Source organism: Capnocytophaga granulosa ATCC 51502 (assembly GCF_000411115.1).
Taxonomy (GTDB): Bacteria; Bacteroidota; Bacteroidia; order Flavobacteriales; family Flavobacteriaceae; genus Capnocytophaga; species Capnocytophaga granulosa.
Genome location: NZ_KE150253.1, coordinates 253,766 through 275,061, shown reverse-complemented (window position 1 = coordinate 275,061; position 21,296 = coordinate 253,766). Strand labels below are relative to the sequence as shown.

Annotated in this window: 17 protein-coding genes; 9 read left to right on the top strand and 8 right to left on the bottom strand. The window is 43.3% G+C overall.

The window, feature by feature from the left end:
* Positions 1 to 26 precede the first annotated feature (26 nt).
* A complete protein-coding gene (locus HMPREF9331_RS06245; protein WP_016420156.1) occupies positions 27 to 2,288 on the top strand; it encodes an inorganic phosphate transporter in 2,262 nt (753 codons plus the stop codon).
* Positions 2,289 to 2,566: 278 nt separating this feature from the next.
* On the opposite strand, the gene HMPREF9331_RS06240 is transcribed toward HMPREF9331_RS06245, so the two are convergent.
* The 8 genes from HMPREF9331_RS06240 to HMPREF9331_RS06205 form a co-directional block, all read right to left on the bottom strand.
* Positions 2,567 to 3,100 carry an OmpH/Skp family outer membrane protein gene (locus HMPREF9331_RS06240; RefSeq protein ID WP_009640850.1) on the bottom strand — a complete coding sequence of 178 codons (534 nt, stop codon included), beginning with the start codon at positions 3,098 to 3,100 and terminating at the stop codon, positions 2,567 to 2,569.
* A gap of 157 nt (positions 3,101 to 3,257) precedes the next feature.
* Entirely contained in the window at positions 3,258 to 3,947 is a 690-nt protein-coding gene (locus HMPREF9331_RS06235; protein WP_009640888.1) for an OmpH/Skp family outer membrane protein, read from the bottom strand.
* Positions 3,948 to 4,060: 113 nt separating this feature from the next.
* Positions 4,061 to 4,654, bottom strand: coding sequence for a M15 family metallopeptidase (locus HMPREF9331_RS06230; RefSeq protein ID WP_115596325.1), 594 nt, complete (start codon positions 4,652 to 4,654; stop codon positions 4,061 to 4,063).
* Positions 4,655 to 4,764: 110 nt separating this feature from the next.
* Entirely contained in the window at positions 4,765 to 6,021 is a 1,257-nt protein-coding gene (locus HMPREF9331_RS06225; RefSeq protein ID WP_016420154.1) for an ABC transporter permease, read from the bottom strand.
* A 31-nt stretch (positions 6,022 to 6,052) separates the two neighbouring features.
* On the bottom strand, positions 6,053 to 7,249 hold the full coding sequence (locus tag HMPREF9331_RS06220) for a THUMP-like domain-containing protein (RefSeq protein ID WP_016420153.1): 1,197 nt from the start codon (positions 7,247 to 7,249) through the stop codon (positions 6,053 to 6,055).
* Positions 7,250 to 7,456: 207 nt separating this feature from the next.
* Positions 7,457 to 8,533 carry an AI-2E family transporter gene (locus HMPREF9331_RS06215; protein ID WP_009640798.1) on the bottom strand — a complete coding sequence of 359 codons (1,077 nt, stop codon included), beginning with the start codon at positions 8,531 to 8,533 and terminating at the stop codon, positions 7,457 to 7,459.
* A gap of 40 nt (positions 8,534 to 8,573) precedes the next feature.
* Positions 8,574 to 9,422 (bottom strand): peptide chain release factor N(5)-glutamine methyltransferase, encoded by an 849-nt coding sequence (prmC, locus tag HMPREF9331_RS06210; protein WP_016420152.1) that lies wholly within the window; start codon positions 9,420 to 9,422, stop codon positions 8,574 to 8,576.
* The gene (locus HMPREF9331_RS06205; protein ID WP_169450069.1) at positions 9,419 to 13,801 is read right to left on the bottom strand and encodes a translocation/assembly module TamB domain-containing protein; all 4,383 of its coding nucleotides are present in this window, start codon (positions 13,799 to 13,801) and stop codon (positions 9,419 to 9,421) included. Before HMPREF9331_RS06205 ends, prmC begins: the two co-directional genes overlap by 4 nt.
* 159 nt (positions 13,802 to 13,960) lie before the next feature.
* On the opposite strand from HMPREF9331_RS06205, the gene HMPREF9331_RS06200 reads away from it, so the two are divergent.
* The 8 genes from HMPREF9331_RS06200 (at position 13,961) to HMPREF9331_RS06165 (ending at position 21,286) form a co-directional block, all read left to right on the top strand.
* Entirely contained in the window at positions 13,961 to 14,509 is a 549-nt protein-coding gene (locus tag HMPREF9331_RS06200) for a hypothetical protein (RefSeq protein ID WP_016420150.1), read from the top strand.
* 44 nt (positions 14,510 to 14,553) lie between these two features.
* A complete protein-coding gene (gene tsaD / locus HMPREF9331_RS06195; protein ID WP_016420149.1) occupies positions 14,554 to 15,579 on the top strand; it encodes a tRNA (adenosine(37)-N6)-threonylcarbamoyltransferase complex transferase subunit TsaD in 1,026 nt (341 codons plus the stop codon).
* 53 nt (positions 15,580 to 15,632) lie between these two features.
* The gene (gene bshA, locus HMPREF9331_RS06190) at positions 15,633 to 16,757 is read left to right on the top strand and encodes an N-acetyl-alpha-D-glucosaminyl L-malate synthase BshA (RefSeq protein ID WP_016420148.1); all 1,125 of its coding nucleotides are present in this window, start codon (positions 15,633 to 15,635) and stop codon (positions 16,755 to 16,757) included.
* 95 nt (positions 16,758 to 16,852) lie between these two features.
* On the top strand, positions 16,853 to 17,263 hold the full coding sequence (locus tag HMPREF9331_RS06185; protein WP_016420147.1) for a hypothetical protein: 411 nt from the start codon (positions 16,853 to 16,855) through the stop codon (positions 17,261 to 17,263).
* A 185-nt stretch (positions 17,264 to 17,448) separates the two neighbouring features.
* Positions 17,449 to 17,973, top strand: coding sequence for a c-type cytochrome (locus HMPREF9331_RS06180; RefSeq protein ID WP_016420146.1), 525 nt, complete (start codon positions 17,449 to 17,451; stop codon positions 17,971 to 17,973).
* 84 nt (positions 17,974 to 18,057) lie between these two features.
* The gene (gene nosZ, locus HMPREF9331_RS06175) at positions 18,058 to 20,028 is read left to right on the top strand and encodes a Sec-dependent nitrous-oxide reductase (RefSeq protein ID WP_016420145.1); all 1,971 of its coding nucleotides are present in this window, start codon (positions 18,058 to 18,060) and stop codon (positions 20,026 to 20,028) included.
* A gap of 59 nt (positions 20,029 to 20,087) precedes the next feature.
* Positions 20,088 to 20,705: a hypothetical protein gene (locus tag HMPREF9331_RS06170; protein WP_016420144.1), complete on the top strand. Its 618-nt coding sequence runs from the start codon at positions 20,088 to 20,090 to the stop codon at positions 20,703 to 20,705.
* Positions 20,706 to 20,818: 113 nt separating this feature from the next.
* Positions 20,819 to 21,286, top strand: coding sequence for a nitrous oxide reductase accessory protein NosL (locus HMPREF9331_RS06165; RefSeq protein WP_016420143.1), 468 nt, complete (start codon positions 20,819 to 20,821; stop codon positions 21,284 to 21,286).
* The last annotated feature ends 10 nt before the right edge of the window (positions 21,287 to 21,296 follow it).

The window sequence follows — 21,296 nt, the reverse complement described above, 5'->3', positions numbered from 1 at the left end:
AATATATTTGCACCAAAATACAAAAGATGGAACAGGTTTATATTTTTACCCTCTCAGCGCTCTTTCTCTTAGCCACTTTTGACCTTGTGGTAGGAGTTAGTAACGATGCGGTAAACTTCCTCAACTCGGCCTTTAGCTCTAGAGCTGCACGCCTTCGTACCATTATGATCGTAGCGAGTATAGGTGTAGGAATAGGGGCTATCTTCTCCAATGGGATGATGGAAATTGCCAAAAAGGGGATCTTCAACCCTGAGATGTTTTACTTTGAGGAGCTGATGGTAATCTTTGCTGCGGTAATGCTGGCCGATATTGTCCTTCTGGACTTCTTCAACAATATAGGACTACCTACCTCCACTACTATATCTATCGTCTTTGAGCTTTTAGGAGCCTCCGTAGGGGTGGCTTTTGTCAAGGAACTCAAGGAAAAAGATCGTCTACTACATGTGATAGATGGGGTTACGGAGTATATCAATACGGGCAAGGTAGGACAGGTTATTTCGGCTATCTTCGTCTCAGTGTTTATTGCCTTTGTAGTGGGGTCTTTTGTACAATTTATCACCCGTATCATCTTTACTTTTAATTTTGAGCGCCGTATGCGCTACTTTAGCGGTATCGTAGGGGGAATTGCCCTTAGCGCTTTAAGTTACTTTTTGGTTATCAAGGGCTTGAGTGGCCTTTCCTTTATGCACAAGGAGCAGCTGGACTGGATAGACCAACATACAGGTGTGCTCTTAGGGATTTTCTTTGTCATCTTTTTCCTCTTAGGACAGCTTCTTTATTGGTGTAAGGTGAGTATATGGCGGGTGGTGATTCTATCAGGTACCTTTGCCTTGGCCATGGCCTTTGCAGGCAACGACTTGGTCAACTTTATTGGAGTACCGGTAGCCGCTTGGGATTCCTTCCAGCTATGGGAAGCGGCAGGAACTCCTGTACAGTCCATGACCATGGAAGGGCTTAGAGAGAATGTACAAACTCCACAGATCTTCCTTATTATTGCAGGGACACTGATGATATTGACCATTTGGTTCTCCAAGAAAGCGCTCAATGTGATGCAAACCGAAATGAAGCTCTCCCAGCAGGGGGGCGGCAAAGAACGGTTCGAGGCTACAGGACTCTCTAGAGGTATTGTGCGCTTTAGCGTATGGGTTACCTCAATGGTGGAAGCTCTTATCCCTAAGCGTACCTTGGCATATATTGATAGTCGTTTCAAGAAACCTGAAGAAGATCCTAACGCCATAGATAAGCCTGCTTACGATGTGGTTCGTGCCGCGATCAATCTGGTGGTCTCCAGTAGCCTTATTGCAGTGGGTACCTCCTTGAAACTACCACTCTCCACTACCTATGTGAGTTTCATGGTAGCCATGGGTACCTCTCTGGCCGATAGGGCTTGGGGAAGAGAATCGGCCGTATTCCGCGTGGCTGGGGTGTTCAATGTCATTGGCGGCTGGTTCGTGACCGCTGCGGCAGCCTTTGTTATGGGACTTATCACGGCAGTAATCCTCTTCTATGGGGAAATCTATGGGCTAATCACAATGATCTTCTTAGTGGGTTACTTAGTGGTGCGCAATGCTATGGCCTATCGCAAAAAACAACGCAAGGAGAGAGAAGCCCAAAAGAAACGTTTCAATAAGGAAGACCTTATCACCATCAGTGGTATTATGAAGCTCAGCTCTCAGAATATCGCAAAAGCAGTACAGACGATAGATGAGCTCTATCGTGAGGTTATAGACAACCTTGCCGTAGAGAACCACAAAGGACTCAAAGCCTGCAAGAAACGCGCCAAAGCTCTTACCTCCGACATAGAAGACCTTAAAAGTGATATTTACTACTTTATCCGCTCCATTGACGATAGTTCGGTAACCTCCAGTAAGTTCTATATCCTTATACTGGACTACCTACACAGCATGTCCAACTCTATCAGCTTTATTGCTGATACAAGTTATACTCATGTGGATAACAATCACAAGAAACTCAAATACAACCACATACGCAATCTCAAGACTATTTCCGAGAAGATGCAACAACAGTTCCAAAAGATTCTTGAGATCCTCAATGTATCGATGTATTCGAACTCTACCACTCAGCTGATCAAGGATGTGAGTGCTATCAAAGATGAGATTTCCGAGCTAATAGAGAAACAAATACGCGACATACGTACCTCCGAATCCAGTCCTAAGAACACCAAACTCTATTTTAGTTTGCTCTTGGAAACTCGCGTACTAATCCGCTCTATCATCAACCTAATGACTCTCTTTAAGAACTTTAAAGACCAGTACAAGGAAATCTGAGATAATGACTAGTGACAAGTGACTAATGACAAGTGACTAATGACAAGTGACTAGTGATTAATGACTAATGATTAATGATTAAAAAATATAGTCTAATTGTTAAGGCATAATTTATCATCTCTTAGAACGTTTGCAGATAGTATTTCAAGGGTACAATGCTCTATAGCTTCTGGAGAATAGAACACTCTCTTTATAAAAAGAAAGACTCACAGGCTAGATGCTATGAGTCTTTCTTTTCCTAATTATTATCAACGTTACCAATTAACCATTGACAATTATTAGAATCCTAATTCTTTCTTTACATCATTGAAAAGGTCCTTACCATCGGCTACGATAACACCTGCACCAGTGGCTGAATCCAATACATATTGGAAACCTTGTGCTTTGGCTACTTTTTCTACAGCCTTTTTAGCTTTCTCCATAATAGGCTCTATGAGGGCTTGGCTTTTCTTTTGGTACTCCTCAGCAGCTGTCTGTTGTGCTTGGCGGATGTTATTTTGCATGGTTTCCAAAGCACGTTGCTCTTTTTCAAGTTCTGCTTGTTTTTCTTTAAGTTGTGCTTCGGTAAGGGCATTTACCTTTTGCTGGAAAACCTCCAATTTCTTCTGGTATTCCTTAATAGAGGCCTGAATGTCATTGGTGTAGGATTGTTCTACTTTTTGCAACTCTGCTTGTGCCTTTTTCATCTCAGGCATTTCTTTGAGGAGCTTTTGAGAATCAATATGCGCTATCTTTGCTTGCGCCATAGCTACAGTAGTACCACCCAAGATAAAGGCTGCTGTAATTACCCAATTTCTAATTTTTCTTATCATTTTTATATATTTAAAATAGTTCTTAGTTCTTAGTTGTCAGTGGTCAGTGATTAGTGATTAGTTGTCAGTGGTTAGTGGTTAGTAAACATATAAGTAGTACTTTTGATTTTTCACTATTCTCTTTTCATTTTTCACTCTTCACTTTTCACTTAATTAATTATCTTGTTCTTTCATTTCTTACTTTTCGTGCTTCAGTCTTTTTCTCCGTCTTTGCTTTTTCTTCCTTTATTTTTTCCTGTTTTCGTTGTTTTTCGGTTTTGTAGTCTACACCAAGATTTTCCTTCAGTAGGGTGCTGATCTCCTTATTTCGGTCTTCGGCATTATCCTTACGCTTAAGTAGTCGGAGAACTACCTTAGTAATATCATTTTTCTCATCGGCATAGATAGCAGCAGCATCTTCGGAAGTGAGTATATAGTCGAACTTACGAGTCTTGGCAATCTCCTGAGTGATATTGAAGACCTGATCCTGTATAGGCTGCACCAAGCGCCAACGCTGGGTGATATAGTCGCCCGTTTCGGCACCGAAACGTTTTTGCTTATAGTCTTCAAGGTTTTGGGTGAGTACCTGTATTTCCTCTTCCTTATCCTTGATTGTTTCAGGAGTGAGCAGCGGTTTTTCTGCTTCGAGTTTCTCCCGACGGGTATTGATTTCAGCTTGCTTCTGTGCGATCTCTTGTTCCCATTGGGCTACTTTCTGTGCCAATTGCTCACTGGCCACCTTGTATTCGTCCATATTCGCCAAGATATAATTCATATCCACATAGGCAATTCGGGTCGCTTTCTGTGCCAAGAGTGGCTGCAAGAAAGAGAGGAAGAACAGAGAGATAGAGAAAACTTTTATATTCATGATTTGGATATATAAAATATCGTGCCAAAATTAGGAATTTTTTCCCGAATAAAGACGATTTAAGTATTATTTATGCTTTTTGTGATGTTTTTAAATCTTTTCACTACTCATTATTAAGGACATTCCCAAGGGAGATCCTCCACAGAAGAGGCCATCTCAGGTCGGTATTCGTAGTGCCACCACTCGGAATAAATGGATTTGAAATTGTATTTGTCCATCACCTCCTTCAGTAACTTACGATTGTCCAATACTTCTTTAGGTAGCTGGGTATAGGTATGGTGCGCGCGGGGTGAAAAAGTATCAAAAGGAGTACCCATATCCAGTTCCTTGCCAGTGGCCAGATCTACCAATGTCAGATCCACTGCTGCTCCCCTATTGTGTTTGGAGCCTTTGGCAGGGTTGGCCACATAGTGGGTACCTGGGAGGATCTTCCACATCTTTTTCTGTACCGAAAGCGGACGATAGCAGTCAAATAGCTTAAGGGAGTAACCGCGCTTTACAAACTCTTTTTGGGCGGCTACCAAGGCCTCGGCGGTCGCCTTTCTTAGGTAACACTGTGGACAATCATATACGACTTGTTTTAAGAAATTGTCAGCCGTGGCATATTTTATATCCAAGATAATATCGCTTGAGAGGGTTTGTATATTGACAAATTCTTTCCTAAAGGCACGGCGCTGGTTCCATGTATGTAGTTCCTTTTGGGTCATGTGAGCGGGAGGTTCTCCCTCGGTCATCTGTGCATTTACAGCTAAGCTTCCCCAGAGAAATATAAGCCCATAATATATCCGAAACATTCTTTTTCTTACTTTTCCCATAATTAGTTAGGCATTCTCAGCCATTTGATTAGTTCCTTGTACGAAGGTTTCTTCCCATAGGAGAGGATTCCTATGCGATAGATACGAGCAGAGACCCATATAGCTAAGAAGAAAAAGCCATAGAGTAGCGCCAAAGAAAGGATAATCTCTCCCCATGACACCCCGAAAGGAATGCGCATGAGCATCACCACTGAAGAGGTTAGTGGAATATAAGAGAAAATCACAGATACAACACCGTGAGGATCTTCAATTACAGTAAAAAACCCTATGTAAATGGCCAAGATCAGCGGAAGCAGTACAGGAAAGAGAAACTGTTGGGTATCGGTTTCACTATCCACAGCTGCTCCTATGGTTGCATAGAAAGCACTATAGGAGAGATATCCACCTATGAAAAATAGGAAAAAGGATATCAATAGTTTAGCCAAAGGCAGGCTGTTAATTTCGCTTATGATATGAGTCAAAAGATGAGGATCGGCTGTAGGAGCAACCTGAGTGGCCGTAGGCGAAGAGAGAAAGGAAAGGAGAAAGCCTGCAATCACCACCCAGATAACAAACTGGGTTAGTCCCACCAGTGAGGTGCCTATGATCTTACCCAAGAGTAGGATACTTGGCCTTACCGAGGAGACAATCACCTCTACAATACGATTGACTTTTTCTTCTATGACACTACGCATGACCATATTGCCATAGACTACAATAAACATCATCAGCAGATAACCCGCAGTACCTCCAAAGGCGAGCTTGAGCCAACCCATGGTCTGGGAACTTTCATCTCCAGAGAAGTTAGCCAACGCGATAGAGACCCGCTGCTGTGCCTCATCGATCTGAGAAGGGGTGATAGAGGCTGCCTCTAGGTTATGACGGAAGAGCCCTTTTTCGAGCTTTCCTTGTAGGCTCTCTACAAAGGTAACACTGGGGGTTTCTTCACTAAAAAACTGGAACTGAGCGGCCTGCTTATCTATATAGAGCAGTCCATAGGAATTTTCAGCGCGCGCGGTCTGCTTGAGCTGCTCCAAATCGCCCTGCTTGTGATAGCTTACCGAGAGGTTGGGACTCTTTTGGAAAATCTCTTGGAAATACCCACTTTCGTCTAAGACCTCTATATGTCGCTGAGTGCTATTGTTCAACTGGGTAAGGTAGCCTATCAGTAGGGACAAGGCTACCACTGCCAATGGACTGAGGAAGGTCATTAGCAGAAAAGACTTATTGCGTATCCTTGTGAGGTATTCGCGAATGATGATCAGGCGTAATTGTTTCATAACTCGTGCAAAGTTACAACTTTATCGGCAATTATACAAACGGTTTGCGACAAATAATCATGAGTTTATTTCCTATCCCTCCGAGGGTGAAGAACAAATAACGATTTCCCCCTTCAGCTATGGAAAAGTGCTCGCGTATCTCGGCTACTTTCATAGGGAAATTGCGCACAGTGATATTGGCCTGATCTATCTTGCCGCTCTTGAGGAGTTTTCGGTCATAGGGGAGAATTTCGTCAATGAGAAAGACCCTTCCTGGAAAGTCTGGAATATAGTCCTCTCCCAAAAGCAATTGGGAGTCCTTATTCAGATAAGCCAGCCCATAAGCGCGTGCTATAGGAAAAAGTCCCTTCCCCTTGAGCAAAGCAGCATTGGGTTCGTAAAGGTAGCGACAGAGATGGCCGCGAGTCATAGGGACACCCTCACTACCTATTTCAGAGGGAAAGAAACTGAAAATATCAGTACGGGTAAGCAACATATTAATCGTCTTGATCGGCACCTGACCTATAAGTGGTGTTTTCTTTAGCAGGAAAAGCAGTTCCTTGACCTCTCCCTCCATCGCTACGATATGTACCTCATGCGTTTGGGGTAGCTGGGTGAGCGCACGGCTAATATCCAACATAGGAGATGCCTTGAGCAAAATCGTATCCGTATATTGCCAAAGAAAGTCAAGACTATGGGGCACATCGGGGGTGCAGTCCTCCAAGAAATAGACCTTTTGCTTGTGGCTGTCGCGGCGGGCAGGGTCTAGGTAAATCGTATCATAGTGCTTTCCCTCGCGAGCTAAGTAGGCATAGGAGTCCTCTGCCACACAATGTATATCAGCTCCTAATACAGCAAAGTTATGTGCTACTATCTCCGAGAGTGATTCCTGTAATTCACAGTGAGTTACCTCTTGGCAACGCTGGGCAAAAAAATAATCATCAACCCCAAAACCACCAGTAGCATCCAATAGGGTACCCTCCCCTACTAGTGACGCCTTATAATGCGCGGTAGCCTCGGAAGAGGCTTGCTCCAAAGAAAGCTTTTCAGGAAAATAAATCCCCTCAGTCGCTTGCCATAAAGGCAATTTGTCCTTGGCCTTCTGCCTACCCAATAGCTGTTGGGCGAGTTCGCTGGAGGTTACTCCCTCAAAGGGTGATTTCTTCAGGGCAAATTGAGCGGGGTCATCTTGCTTATGTGCGTGCAAATAAGCCTGTATTTCAGGGTCTAACAATCGGTGATTTAGCATGTTATTTCTTTTCTAAAATTTCTCCCTCGGATTTCACGGATTTCACAGATTTTCTATGTTTGTGTAATTGTATTGCTGCGATTTTCACGGATTATTATAAGGCCTTCGGCCTTATAATAATCCGTGAAAATTACAGAGTTACGCTTAGTTCTTGTATCATTCTTTCCGTGAAAATCCGTGAAAATCCGTGGGAGCTAATAGAATTTCTTATATCTTGGCGGTGAGTAACTGAATGAGTTTGTTCTTAGGGAAAACAGCCTTGAGGATTACCTTAAGCACCGTATAGGCAGGAATGGCTATGACCATACCTACTATCCCGAAGAGGGTTCCGCTAATAAGAGTAACAATAAATATCTCCAACGGACTGGACTTCATAGAGTTAGAAAATATAATAGGCTGACTAAAGACATTATCTATGAATTGAGTAATGAAAAAGCCCAATAATACATAAATAGTCTTAGGCAGGATCACACTTTGCAGATCGGCATCCATAAAATTGGATATGGTCAACACTGAAATTACTACCGCCCCTATCATAGGCCCTACATAGGGAATTACATTGAGCAAGGCACAGAGAAAGGCTATGATCAAGGCATCCTTCACTCCAAAAATAAGCAATACAATAGTGAGCAGGATAAAGACAACACTCAGTTGTAGGAACAACCCTAAGAAATAACGAGAAAGCAGGCGCTTGATATCCTCTATGGTCTTTCTCACTTGTGGCAAGCGCTCACGCTTTACCAAACTCAGAAAGCTATTAATGATAGCTGTACCATCTTTCATAAAGAAAAAGGTAATAAAGAGCACTGAGAAAAGCCCCACCCCTATATTGCTAATAACGTCTATAAAACCATTGAGCATCGTCGAGACATCCTGCATATTGAGCAGTTCAGGGATATTGCCCACTTGAGACTCCATCCTACCCATACCCAAGGAATGGAGTAGGTCGTCCAAGAAACGATGAATGTTGTCGTTCAGTGCCTGAAAATCAATAGACGCCAAGTTCTTTCCTTGAGAGATGAGCATAGGTACAAAAAGGCTGATAAGGCCTGCAAATGCCCCCAAGATAACCACGATAACCGTAATAGTCGCCCAAGTATTCCTGAACTTAAGGCGTTTCTTTAGAAATTTTATCATAGGCCTACCTATAAGGGCTAATATGGCAGCTAAAACAATATATATGATAATGTTCTGTAGCTTATATAGGCCTAAAACCAGTAGGACAATACCTACTATAATCCCCACTGCCTTGAGGATTCCTTGTGCAATAGTGTTTGAATTCATTTTTTAAAAAATAAAAAGTAAAAAGTAATGACCAATAGGTTCATCTGTCTGCCAGTTGACTCATTATCATTCTGTCATTTCCGTTAAGATCCTTTCTTAGTTCTGTGTAAAATCCTTTCTGCTGGAGCATTTGGCACATCGGATCACCTAAATATTGGTTGATTTCAAAGAACAACCTCCCTTGTGGAGCAAGGTTGTGGGTAGCTATAGTTGCTATTTTGTCATAGAATAACAAGGGATTATCATCGGGTACAAAAAGCGCTAAAGCGGGTTCATGTTCCAGCACATTGGGGTGTATCTCTCGCTTCTCTTGCTCTCGCACATAAGGAGGGTTGGAGACGATGATATCAAAGTAAGCTGCTAAGTCCCCCACCTGTAGTATGTCCTGCTGTATAAGCTCTATGACGGCTTTGTTACGCTTGGCATTGGTACGGGCTACCTGTAGGGCTTCCCCGCTTATGTCCATAGCTGTTACCTTGGCACGGGGCAGATGCTTCTTCAGCGCAATAGCGATAGCCCCACTACCTGTACCTATATCCAAGATACGCAGATTTTCTTGTCTGGCATAAGTGGTAAGAATCCAATCCACCAGCTCCTCGGTCTCTTGGCGAGGAATCAACACGCGCTCATCTACATAGAGATCTAAACCGAAGAAAGAGGCTTTCTGATAGATATATTGTATAGGAATATTACACGCAAGCTGCTCACATACGGCCTTGAGTTCAAGGGTTTTCTCATGAGGAATCTCTTGATCATTGTGCATCATGGCCGTGATGGCACTCACCCCTAAGGTCTCTTCTAGTATGATACGTAATAACCCTTCCCGCTCGGGCAAATCATAGTTGGAAATCTCCCTGATGAAGGACGCCCTAAAGTTGCCTATAGTCATTTCTTGTTTTTTGCTTTAGCGAAAATATCACGGATAAGCTCTCTGAAGGTATCAAAATCCACCTTATAGGTCAGTCCAACCCCTTGGGAATAGTCTATTTTGTCCATAAGGTACTGCTGGAGTTCGTTCTCGCGGTTAAAGATCTTAGCACTCAATCGGCCGTCCTTGGTCAAGAGGAACTGGAGTTCGAAGTCTCCTGCCACAGCCGTTTGGGTAACCCCACCGACGGGAATCCCCAATTTACCATTGAAGAAGATCCTATCGGTTACTTGAGTGGATACGGTAATTCCCAGGCGGTCGGAGCTATTGTATGCCCTATTGGGGGTAGCTGTACCACTCTCATAGCTTACCCCTAAGTTCAGTTTGTCATCATCACTGGAGAGCAATTGGTTAAAGATTCCTGCGGCTGTCTCCAGTACGTTATAAGAAAGCATCTTTTCCCCTGCAGTAGCGTCGCTCAAAAAGCTACCCTGTGCCAGTAGGGAGAAGGCCTGGAGCTGTTTCTTATCATTATCCTCCAAGTGGTAGTTCAATTCGGAAACCAAGCTCGGACTACTATCGGGGAACTTGATATCAAAGACCGTCTGAGGGTGCGCCAAGTCTCCCTGTAGGTTGATAAGCACTTGGGTCTGTATCTTTCGGTTAAGGTTGGTCTCCAAGAGCGTAGAGGGATTCACATAGAGATTATAAGCTGCCCTAAGGTTCTGCAAGGTAGCCCCCATAGGATCACCATTCCAAGAGATAGAGCCGTTAGGCAACACCTTGAATCTCTTATCTATCAGTCCTTCATACTTAAAGTTGTATTCGCCAGAGGTAGTGATAAAGTCCCCCCACATATTGAATTTTCCTGTAGTGTTAATCTCCAACAATAAGGTACCTGCCCCACGTCCTATAAGGCTAGAGTTGTTCTTAGGATCCACAATGATCTCCACCTCGGCCGAAGGAAGCACATCCACCTCAAAGTTCATTTCAAGCCCCTGATAAGTCTTGGTTATCAACTGTTTTTTGCGTTGTTTTTCCTTAGAAATAAAGGTGATAAAGGAATCATCGCCCACGGTCTGGGTATCACTCAGCGGGATTTTAAACTTCGTTCCCTCTCCTGTTACAGCTTTGACCCCTATGGTAAGGTCATCTAATGATCCCTTGATACTAGCCTTTCCTATAATAAATCCCGTACCATAGAAGAGATCATTGTCCTTAGGCCCTGTATTGAGTGCTAAGAAGCGCTTGCCTTTGGTGTCAAAATGAAGATCTATGTACCAGTCCGACAGACTACGATAACCCGCTCCTCCACTGAGATAGACCTTTGTCTTATAGGCCGTATCGGTAAGAGGAGTTTCCTTGATGGTAAATCGGTTATCCTTCAATCCTATATGCAACACATCGTCGGCTTCCAGATCTATATTTAGGTAAGGTACACCCACACCTGCTTTGGACAGGACGAAATCACCTTCTATCTGGGGTTTGGTCAAAAGGCCTGTTACCTTGGCCTGTCCTGTCAGTGCCCCATGTAGGTTAGAGAGTATATCCTGAGTAAAAGGTGCAAAAGGTGCCAAGTTCAGTTCAGTGATATAGCTCTGTAAGTCTAAATATGTCTTGTTATCCTTGAGAAAGATTTTCCCATAGAGCTGAAGCCCCTCACCTAAGAGGTTGAAGAACTCCAAACTGGCCTTGAAGGAAGAAAGACTCTCATCACCTACGATACTGGCCTGTAAATCTCCTAAGTCGTATTTGTTCAATACCAATTGCTTAAGGCTCAAGTCGGCTGTAGGATAGTACTTTTCCTTCTGCTGCACTAGGGACAAATGGCCGTTGAGCTGTCCACCCACACTGAGGTTGTCCATAGTGGGAATAATCTTATCAATATCCACCTTGTCAAAGACCAAATGTAGGTCTTTGTAGTTGTTTTCCTTTGCTATTCTTCCATTGACAGAGATGGATTCCTCTCCATGACGGAGGGAAATAGGACGTATTTGCAACGAATCCATCTTGCGGTTAATCACCACTTTGTTCTCCCTATCCTTGTCTATCTTCCACTCATTACCCTTGAAGAGGATATATGAAGAAGGCTTAATACCCACTTCCGACTCACGCTTTGGGTTAATGGTATGGTAGAACCTAAGGTTATAATCGTCCTCGGAGTTACGCCCTCCCTTGAATTCTGTCTGGAAAAAGAGCGTATCATTCACGGAAGTATTGACCATATTGAACTCCTCTATCTTGTAATAAGGGTTCTGGAGGCTGGATATTTGCACCAGCGACCTATAAGTTGGGTTCTTCTTGTCATACTCCAGATTGACCCCACGCAGCGAATAGTCTGAGATATTGATATAGGGCGAACGGAAATTGAGCTTAAAATCATGTTCGTCCCCTACCAATTTCCCTCGAATAAAGGTATTTGGAGCAAAAGAGAGTTCTGGTAAGAATAGTTCGATAATCTTGTTGTAGATCTTAAAATCAAAAGTCAAGTACTGTCCTTGCATCACCTTGAAAGGCTTATAGTTTTCAAATCCATAAGCAAGGGTATTGACCAAGACCTGACCTATTTGGGCAAACTTGAACTCTCCTTGTATTTTACCCGAAATAATATCGGTAGACTCTAGAGTAATGGTACGCAGGCTGGTAGTGTCCTTCTGTATATTGATCGCAAAATCGGCAAAGTTGTAGGTCTGGTCATTCTTTTGGTAAGATGCATTCTTGAGCAGTACTCGCCCCACCATATTGTCTAAGCTATTGCCTGTGATATCTAGGTCTATATTCCCCTTCACCTTGGCAATAGAGTCTTTTTGTATAAATCCCAAAGCCTTGAGGTCTATATACTTCATCTCTCCTGAGAGCGTATAATTGGAGCGCTGAGAAGAAGTAATATCGGCCATGCCTTTGAAATCCATCTGGAGATTATCGTCGCCTATGGAAGCGGTTGCCCTAATTTTCTTTTGGAAATATTCTGCATCGAGCTTTATATCCTTGTATAGATAGTTGTTATAGAGTGCCGAATGTACCTGTCCATGCAAGGAGAGCTTATCCAACTTATTAAAATCCAACCCCTTACCCACAAATTGCAGACTTGCCGAAATATCCCCTAGGTCTGTAATTTTAAAGAGTTCTCCCACCTTCAGCTGGTAGGTATCCAGCTTGCCCTTGTAAGTTGCCTCCGCTAGGTCTTTCAGGTTATAGAATGAGCCACTGAGGATAAAGTCGCCCCGCTGGGTAAAGACATCGGCATCTATAAGCAAGTCGCGGGTAGTGTAGGTCAGTTCCGCCTGCCCTTCAAAGAGTCCAAAGTAGCGCAAATCCTCTGGGAGGCTCTCCCCTAATACCTTGGGCATGAGTGCAGCAATATCCCCATAGGAAGAAGAAAAGTGCGGGAAATTCCCCCAAAAGACAAAGTCTTTTTCAGGAGAAAAAGCATTCTTAAGTAATATTCCTTCTCCCTCTATAGCCGTACTCTCATGATACAGATGTATATCCTTGATAGAAAGATTATTAAGTGTTCCCGAAAGCTCTCCTTCGGCCTCTAGAGTTTTTTCCATGGCAAAACCATTATAGAATCCATTGAGGTCATTGGTACTAATAAGCGAGTTTCTCAGGGTCGCCTTGAGCGTTACTTTGTTCAAGAAATCGGCATAACTTCCCTCATAGGGAGCAAAACTTAGGTCGGCATCTATGGTAGAAAAAGGTGTCTTAAGCAGTGTTTTATCTATAGAGATCAGTGTATCGGCATAGTGGAAATTAGTAGAAAAATCATCTACTTTGAGATGCTTGCCATAGAGCAGTGAGCCGTGCTTCATCTGTAGCTTGACATCGGAATCCACAATCTCGAAATCGGAGATTTGCCCGGCAATCCCCTCTACCTCGACTAGTATAGGACTTTCGCCTGCGATAGTATTGAAATCACACACACGGAAGTAACCATTTTTGAGCCTTATAGTATTGGCTCTCATGATAAAAGGCTCTTTACTGGGCGGCTCTCCACTATCAAAACGAGAGACAAACACGTCCAAGTTGGACAAGGTATCCCCCTTATAGGTCTTCATATCCATCATAAGTCCATCGGCCTCTATATTGGAGAAGATAAGATTGCCGTTCATCACCGCCTTGAGATCCAGCAAAGGGGTACGTATCTCATGCGCTGCAATAAGGGTATCCTGGTGGTGATCACGGATAAGCACTCCGTCCAATCCCACCATACCCGTAAGGCTTATAGATACACGCTCCACCTGAATATCTACCTTGTAATCCTCATTGATACGCTGCATTACCCAAGTGGCCAACTTAGTCTGTACCGCAGGTAACATCAGTAGTAAAAGTGTGAATATCAGTATATAAATAAAAGTCTTGAGAACTATCTTGACTATACGAAAGATTTTGTATGCCACCTTTTGCTCTTTTTTTGTCTTCTTCCTCTCTGGCAAGAAGATAGTACGAAATTTGGCACAAAAGTACAACAAAAAATGATTCATTTGTCTTTCAAAAAGAAAAAAATAACAATTATTTTTATTATCTTTGCCCCCATCAAAAACATAAACAATTATTTTATGAAGAAAATTTTGTTCTCCACTTTGGCGTTATGCTTAGGCCATATTGGCTTTGCCCAAAGGGGCATCTACCATGAGGATCAGTTGTCTTTTGGGAGTAACTTTCTAAAAAATGAATGGGCTATGCGACAAATCAACTTAGACTTGGGCATAGGCTATCGCTTTTCTGAGAAATTCCGCTTAGGCTTTATTGTAGAGTTTGGTCATATTGCTTTCCATGATGAGCGCAACGAGAAAGCACGCTCCTTTAGCACAGGCTTTGGACTTAATGGTAATTTCAGGTTTTATACCAGCGAGAAAATAGCCTTACATTCCCAAACCCACCTACTTATAGGCGGCCCCGATAAGGACGCCCTTGCCGATTGGGGCTTCTTCAGAGCAGGCACAGAGGTACAGACTTATTTCCTTTCCTTAGCCAGCGAGCGTACCAAGCCTTATATTTCTTTAGGGGTTAATGCCATCTATGGAAACTATGAAAAAGACAGAGTAGAGATTGAACGTACCTCCTTCATGCCTCATATCGGGATCGGGATTGTGACACTGTTCTAATTCTTATTTTTTGTACCTTCGCCTTCTGAAAACAAGCCTCTTTTATGCAGACAGATATACCTTATATATTGGCTATAGAATCCTCTTGCGATGACACCTCGGCAGCGGTTATGCTGGGCGATAAAGTCCTCTCCAATGTCATTGCCAGCCAAAAGATACACGAGGAATATGGTGGAGTAGTGCCTGAGTTGGCCTCCCGTGCCCACCAGCAGAACATCATTCCCGTGGTGCATCAAGCCTTGCAGCGCGCAGGAGTGGCTAAGGAGCAACTCTCGGCCATTGGCTTTACCCGTGGGCCAGGGCTACAAGGCTCCCTACTGGTGGGCGTATCTTTCGCTAAGTCCTTGGCGCTCTCTTTGGGGATTCCTCTAGTGGAAGTCAATCACTTGCAGGGGCATATCCTCTCCCACTTTATTGACGAAGGCCAGAGCAAACCCTCCTTCCCCTTTTTGGCCATGACCATAAGCGGCGGACATACCCAAATCCTTCGTGTGAATGATTACTTTTCTATGGAAGTGCTAGGGGAAACCCAAGATGATGCCACAGGAGAGGCCTTTGACAAGACAGCCAAGCTATTAGGACTCCCCTACCCAGGAGGCCCACTCATTGACCAATATGCCCAGCAGGGTAATCCACATGCCTTCCCCTTCCCTATTCCAAAGGTAGAGGGGCTGAATTTCAGTTTCTCAGGACTGAAAACGGCGGTGCTCTATTTTATCCAAAAACAGGAAAAGGACGATCCCAATTTTGTCCCAACGCACATGGCCGACATCTGTGCCTCGGTACAATATACCATTATTGAAATCCTTATGCGCAAGCTCAAGAAGGCAGTAACTGAGACAGGTATCCGCCAAGTGGCCATAGGTGGTGGCGTCTGTGCCAACTCTGGTCTGAGGAAAACGCTCCAGCAATACGCTCAAAAATACCACTGGGAGGTCTTCCTCCCCCAGTTCCAATACTGTACCGACAATGCCGCTATGATCGGTATTGCCGCCTATTTCAAATATTTACAAAAAGACTTTGCCGATATGCACGTAACGGCACAAGCCAGATACAGCTTTAGTGACTAATGACAAGTGACTAATGACAAGTGACTAATGACTAATGACTAACAACTATAAAAATGAACATCGCTATTGTTTGTTATTCCACTTTTGGTGGAAGTGGGGTGGTTGCCACTGAGTTGGGGGTCGCCCTTGCCCAAAAAGGCTATCAGATACACTTTATTACCTACGGACAGCCTGTAAGGCTCTCTGCTTTCCATAAGAATATCCACTTACATCAGGTGTATGTGGAGGAATACCCTTTGTTCCGTTATCAGCCCTACGAACTGGCTCTCTCAAGCAAGATGGTGGAGGTAGTAAGGGAGTACAATATAGATATTATCCACGCCCACTACGCCATTCCTCATGCTTATACAGCCTACATGGCCAAGCAAATCCTAGAAAAAGAAGGCTTGGACGTGAAGATTATCACCACCCTGCACGGCACCGATATTACCCTGGTGGGTAACCACCCTTATTACAAGACGGCTGTCAATTTCAGTATCAATGCCTCCGATGCCGTAACTGCTGTCTCATATAGCCTAAGGGAGATGACCTACGAACTCTTTGATGTGCAGAAACATATCAATGTCATTCCCAATTTTATCAATATAGAAAAGAAAAAGCAGCACCCAAAGACCTGCCACCGAGCCATGCTGGCCAACCCCGACGAGGTAATCCTCACCCATGTGAGCAACTTCCGCAAGGTCAAAAGAGCCTGCGATGTGGTGCGCGTCTTCCACAAAGTACTCCAGCACAAGAAAGCACGACTGATCATGGTTGGCGATGGCCCTGATAGGGAAAACGCCCAAGCCCTCGCCCACGACTTGGAAATACAGAACTATGTCAATTTCCTAGGTAACTACTTAGATGTCAATGATATTCTCTGTTCTAGCGACCTATTCCTGCTCCCTTCGGAGTCCGAGAGCTTTGGCCTAGCTGCCCTTGAGGCCATGGCCGAGGGGGTACCCGTTATCTCCAGCAATGCAGGGGGTATTCCTGAGGTGAATAAGCAGGGCGTATCAGGCTTTCTCAGCCCTGTGGGCAATATAGAGGACATGGCTCGCAATGCCCTTGTGATTCTACACGATAAGGAAACCCTTGCCAAGTTTAAGGCACAAGCCTTTGCGGAGGCCTCCCTCTTTGATGAGGCGAAGATCATACCTATGTACGAGGCAGTCTATAAATTAGTAATGAGTGAATAATAAATAATAAAAGTTAAAACAATATTAAACAAAACCAATTCTACGTATTTTATTCTTATATTTGCATTTGAATAATATCAAAAAAACCAATTCTTATGACAGGTATCGAAATACAACAAGCTCTCAATGACCTTTGTGAAGATGTGAAAAACAAATTATCAGGTTTTCGTTTTTGTGGTATCCTCAAATCTTCTGATAGTACCATTATAGCAAGGAGTTATTCATTTGATTCACAGTTAGAAACAGCCAACAACGTAGCTCCTCTCTTTGGTACTATTGTAGATCAAGTAAAGCATGTGGTTGCCTTATGTGCTGCTGCTGGAGTTACCGAAACCCATAGTATTCTTATAGAGACGAACAAAGCTACTTTTGTTGTTGGAATTTCTAACAAGGGAAAGTTTTTTATTGTGATTGTCTTGGAAAGAGACAAAGCCAATATAGGTATTGCCAGATCGCTCATAGAAAGAAGCCGTCCACTTGCTACAATATTGGACGAACAACTTTGAAAATCTCACAGAAGCTTTAGAGCACAGATTCAGCATAGCCTAATCTGTGCTTTTTGTTCTTTTTACCTCGTTCACAACTACATTGTACTGAGTTTTGACTACCACTATAAAAAAAAGGATTTTATTATGTGGTTTTAAAAAAAAATTCGTATCTTTGTGCCATAAAATACTAAATATAAATTTTAATGAAATCGCTAAAACTAACACTCTCTGTATTGGCTGTTACAGCACTTGTAAGCTGTAATGGTGGCTCAGGAAATGGACAAAACAACGCTTCTGATAATGCCACAACTTCCAATACAACAACTGAAGCTCCTGCTGCACCTGCTGAAACACCCGCTGCCCCTGCAGGCGGTGCCAATGTAGATTTAAGCAATAAGGGTATAGGACCTGTAAAGACAGTAAACCCTCCTCTTGCAGCTACTCCTGATCAAGCACTTGCTGAAAAAGGTAAAGAACTCTTCAAGCTCAACTGTACTGCTTGCCACAAGCCTACTAAGAAATTCATAGGCCCTGCACCTAAAGGTATCTTGGAAAGACGTGCTCCTGAATGGGTATTGAACATGATTCTTAACCCAGAAGGTATGATTGCCAATGACCCTATCGCTAAGCAACTCTTAGCTGAGGCCAACGGAGCTCCTATGGCGAACCAACACCTCACTGAAGAACAAGCCAGAGCTATCCTAGAGTACTTCCGTACGATAGAATAAGACCTAAAGACTGCTTAAGCAAAGCCTTAGGCAGTCTTTGTAATCCCTCAAGGATATATATATATTTTTAAATAAATTGTTTTTATGAAGACAAGCAAATTGTTATCTTTGGCAGTTGCTGGTGCTTTTCTTGCCAGTTGTGGAAATGGCAACAATAGCAATAGCAATAAGTCTGGAGCTATGGGAGCTTCAGATGCTGCCTCAAGGGTGTATGTAGCACCAGGAGAGTACGATGAGTATTATGCTTTCCTTTCAGGTGGTTTCAGTGGTCAGCTTGCCACTTACGGACTTCCTTCAGGACGACTCCTTAAAGTAATCCCTGTGTTCTCACAAGACCCAGAAAAGGCGTATGGTTACAGTGAAGAAACCAAACCCCTTTTGCAAACTACCCACGGATTCATTCCTTGGGATGACACTCACCACCCCGACCTTTCTCAAACTAACGGAGAAGTGGACGGCCGCTGGATCTTTATCAATGCGAATAACACCCCTCGTGTAGCGCGTATCAGCCTTAAGACTTTCGAAACAGAAGAAATCTTAGAGCTTCCTAACGCAGCAGGTAACCACTCTTCTACCTTTGTTACCGAAAATACTGAGTATATCGTAGGGGGAACTCGTTTCTCTGTGCCTATTCCTCAAGAAGACGTTGCTATTAAGGATTACAAAGGCAAATTCAAAGGGGTAATCTCTTTCGTAAAAATCAATCCTGATTCAGGTGCTATGAACCTTGAGTTCCAAATCCTTATGCCAGGGTTCAACTACGACTTAGCACACTCTGGTAAAGGTAAATCTCACGGATGGGTATTCTTCACCACTTATAACACTGAGGAAGCTAACACCCTCTTGGAAGTAGAAGCTTCTCAGAACGATTATGACTACATCGCTGCCATCAACTGGAAAGTAGCTGAGGACTATATCAAACAAGGTAAATTTACCGAAATGAAAGCTCCTCACTACCACAATACCTACAGTGATGAAACACACACAGGTAAGAGTGAAGTAGTAGAAACTGTAAAAATCCTTGATGCTTCTCAGCTCCCAGGACTCGTTTACCTACTTCCTACTCCAAAATCTCCTCACGGAGTGGATGTTGACCCAACTGGGGAATACATCATCGGTAATGGAAAACTTTCTTCTGACCTTACTGTACACTCTTTCTCTAAGATGCTAAAAGCTATTGAAAATAAAGCTTTTGATGGTGAAAAATATGGTATCCCAACTATCAAAATGGATGATGTAGTAGCTGGTGTAGTAAAGAGTACAGGTCTTGGCCCATTGCACACCGAGTTTGACGACAAAGGTAATGCCTATACTACTTTCTTTATCTCTTCTGAAGTTATCAAATGGAAAGTGGGTACTTGGGAAGTATTGGACAGAAAGCCAACTTACTATGCTCCTGGACACCTTATGATTCCTGGTGGAGACTCTCGTAAGCCTTTCGGTAAATATCTCGTTGCGATGAACAAGATTACCAAAGACCGCTTCCTCCCTACCGGTCCTGAGCTTTGCCAATCTGCACAGTTGTTCGATATCTCTGGTGACAAGATGGAACTCCTTCTTGACTTCCCAACTATCGGAGAGCCTCACTATGCACAAGGTATTCCAGCTTCAAAAATCAAAGATCAACAAGTTAAGATCTACTCACTTAAGGATAACCACCACCCTTACGTAACTCGTACCGATGCTGACGCTAAGGTGGTAAGAGAAGGTAACAACGTACACGTATATATGACTTGTATCCGTAGCCACTTCTCTCCTGACAACATAGAAGGTATCAAAGTAGGTGACACCGTATACTTCCACGTAACCAACGTAGAGCAAGACTGGGATATTCCTCACGGATTTGCTGTATTGGGTGCTCAAAATTCAGAACTACTTATCATGCCTGGACAAACAAAAACCCTCGTTTGGAAACCTACCGAAGTAGGGGTATGGCCATTCTACTGTACTGACTTCTGTTCTGCCCTTCACCAAGAAATGCAAGGATACATTCGCGTATCTGCTGCTAACGCCAACACTCCGCTTAAGTGGAGCCTTGGTGGTGATGAAGAATAATCTACAACCAAAAAAAGGCTGGTACTCGTATCAGCCTTTTTTACAAAATTTTAATTGAAATGAAAGCACGAATCTTAATGGTAGTAGCTTCCCTTTTGCTACTTTTCCTATTCTTTTTCCCTATCTGGCACATCAAACTTGATGCGCCTCAATATCCAGAAGGTATCAATATGTATATCTGGATCAACGACATTAATGGAAAGAGCAGCTTCTCTGCCCCAGAGAACGAACTTTCTATACACACTATTGAGAATGTGAACCTTCTCAACCACTATATAGGAATGAAACATATCCATGCTGAAGATTTTTGGGAGTTCAAGTACTTCCCTTGGATCATCGGTGGTATGCTTGTTCTTGGCTTACTTTTTGCCTTTGCTGGCAAAAAAATCCTCTACTTCGTTTGGGCTGCCATTATGGGAGTAGCTGGCGTATTGGGTATGTATGACTTCTATAAGTGGGAATATGACTATGGACATAACCTAAGCGACACCGCTCAGATCAAAATCCCAGGCATGGCTTACCAACCTCCTTTCTTTGGAGGTAAGGAGCTTTTGAACTTCTATGCAGAGTCCTATCCTGCAGGAGGTACTTATGCTATGGTTTTGGCGGCTGTGCTTGCCTTGGTTGCTTTCTTTGTTGCTAAAAAATGTAACAAATGCAATAAGTGTGCAGCATAATCATTCTAAAGAAAAATCATCTTGGCTTCAGGGTTACTCCTCTAAGCTAAGATGATTTTTACTTTTATAATCCTTTGATTTACAATATATTAACCTTGATTAATTTATCAAACATGAAAAAAGTATTCCTTTTTTTGAGCCTTGCATTCCTTATGATTGCTTGTGCTCCCAAGGCCGAGCCTATTGATTATGGCAAGGAAGAGTGTTCTTTTTGCAAGATGACCATCGTAAGCCCTCAGTTCGCCTCAGAAGTGGTTACCCAAAAGTCCAAAGCCTTCAAGTACGATGCTATAGAGTGCATGCTCCAAGCCCCTCAAGAGGATAAGGTAGCCCTATACCTTGTATGTGACTACTTACATGAGAACACCTTGATTGATGCTACTAAGGCCACTTATCTCATCTCCAAAGAGATACAAAGCCCTATGGGTGCCCACTTGGCTGCCTTTGCCTCAAAGGAAGATGCCCAAAAAATCCAAGCTGAAAAAGGAGGCGACCTCTACGACTGGCAAGGCATACAAGCTAAGTTCCAAGCGCATCAGCACCCTGCACATGAGGATCATGGTAACATGCACGACCATTAATAGACTATCG

What these genes read in the sequence shown, in the direction of transcription:
- HMPREF9331_RS06245 (WP_016420156.1), top strand. Translation starts at nt 27, where the DNA reads ATGGAACAGGTTTATATTTTTACCCTCTCAGCGCTCTTTCTCTTAGCC.
- HMPREF9331_RS06240 (WP_009640850.1), bottom strand. Translation starts at nt 3,100, where the DNA reads ATGATAAGAAAAATTAGAAATTGGGTAATTACAGCAGCCTTTATCTTG.
- HMPREF9331_RS06235 (WP_009640888.1), bottom strand. Translation starts at nt 3,947, where the DNA reads ATGAATATAAAAGTTTTCTCTATCTCTCTGTTCTTCCTCTCTTTCTTG.
- HMPREF9331_RS06230 (WP_115596325.1), bottom strand. Translation starts at nt 4,654, where the DNA reads ATGACCCAAAAGGAACTACATACATGGAACCAGCGCCGTGCCTTTAGG.
- HMPREF9331_RS06225 (WP_016420154.1), bottom strand. Translation starts at nt 6,021, where the DNA reads ATGAAACAATTACGCCTGATCATCATTCGCGAATACCTCACAAGGATA.
- HMPREF9331_RS06220 (WP_016420153.1), bottom strand. Translation starts at nt 7,249, where the DNA reads ATGCTAAATCACCGATTGTTAGACCCTGAAATACAGGCTTATTTGCAC.
- HMPREF9331_RS06215 (WP_009640798.1), bottom strand. Translation starts at nt 8,533, where the DNA reads ATGAATTCAAACACTATTGCACAAGGAATCCTCAAGGCAGTGGGGATT.
- prmC (WP_016420152.1), bottom strand. Translation starts at nt 9,422, where the DNA reads ATGACTATAGGCAACTTTAGGGCGTCCTTCATCAGGGAGATTTCCAAC.
- HMPREF9331_RS06200 (WP_016420150.1), top strand. Translation starts at nt 13,961, where the DNA reads ATGAAGAAAATTTTGTTCTCCACTTTGGCGTTATGCTTAGGCCATATT.
- tsaD (WP_016420149.1), top strand. Translation starts at nt 14,554, where the DNA reads ATGCAGACAGATATACCTTATATATTGGCTATAGAATCCTCTTGCGAT.
- bshA (WP_016420148.1), top strand. Translation starts at nt 15,633, where the DNA reads ATGAACATCGCTATTGTTTGTTATTCCACTTTTGGTGGAAGTGGGGTG.
- HMPREF9331_RS06185 (WP_016420147.1), top strand. Translation starts at nt 16,853, where the DNA reads ATGACAGGTATCGAAATACAACAAGCTCTCAATGACCTTTGTGAAGAT.
- HMPREF9331_RS06180 (WP_016420146.1), top strand. Translation starts at nt 17,449, where the DNA reads ATGAAATCGCTAAAACTAACACTCTCTGTATTGGCTGTTACAGCACTT.
- nosZ (WP_016420145.1), top strand. Translation starts at nt 18,058, where the DNA reads ATGAAGACAAGCAAATTGTTATCTTTGGCAGTTGCTGGTGCTTTTCTT.
- HMPREF9331_RS06170 (WP_016420144.1), top strand. Translation starts at nt 20,088, where the DNA reads ATGAAAGCACGAATCTTAATGGTAGTAGCTTCCCTTTTGCTACTTTTC.
- HMPREF9331_RS06165 (WP_016420143.1), top strand. Translation starts at nt 20,819, where the DNA reads ATGAAAAAAGTATTCCTTTTTTTGAGCCTTGCATTCCTTATGATTGCT.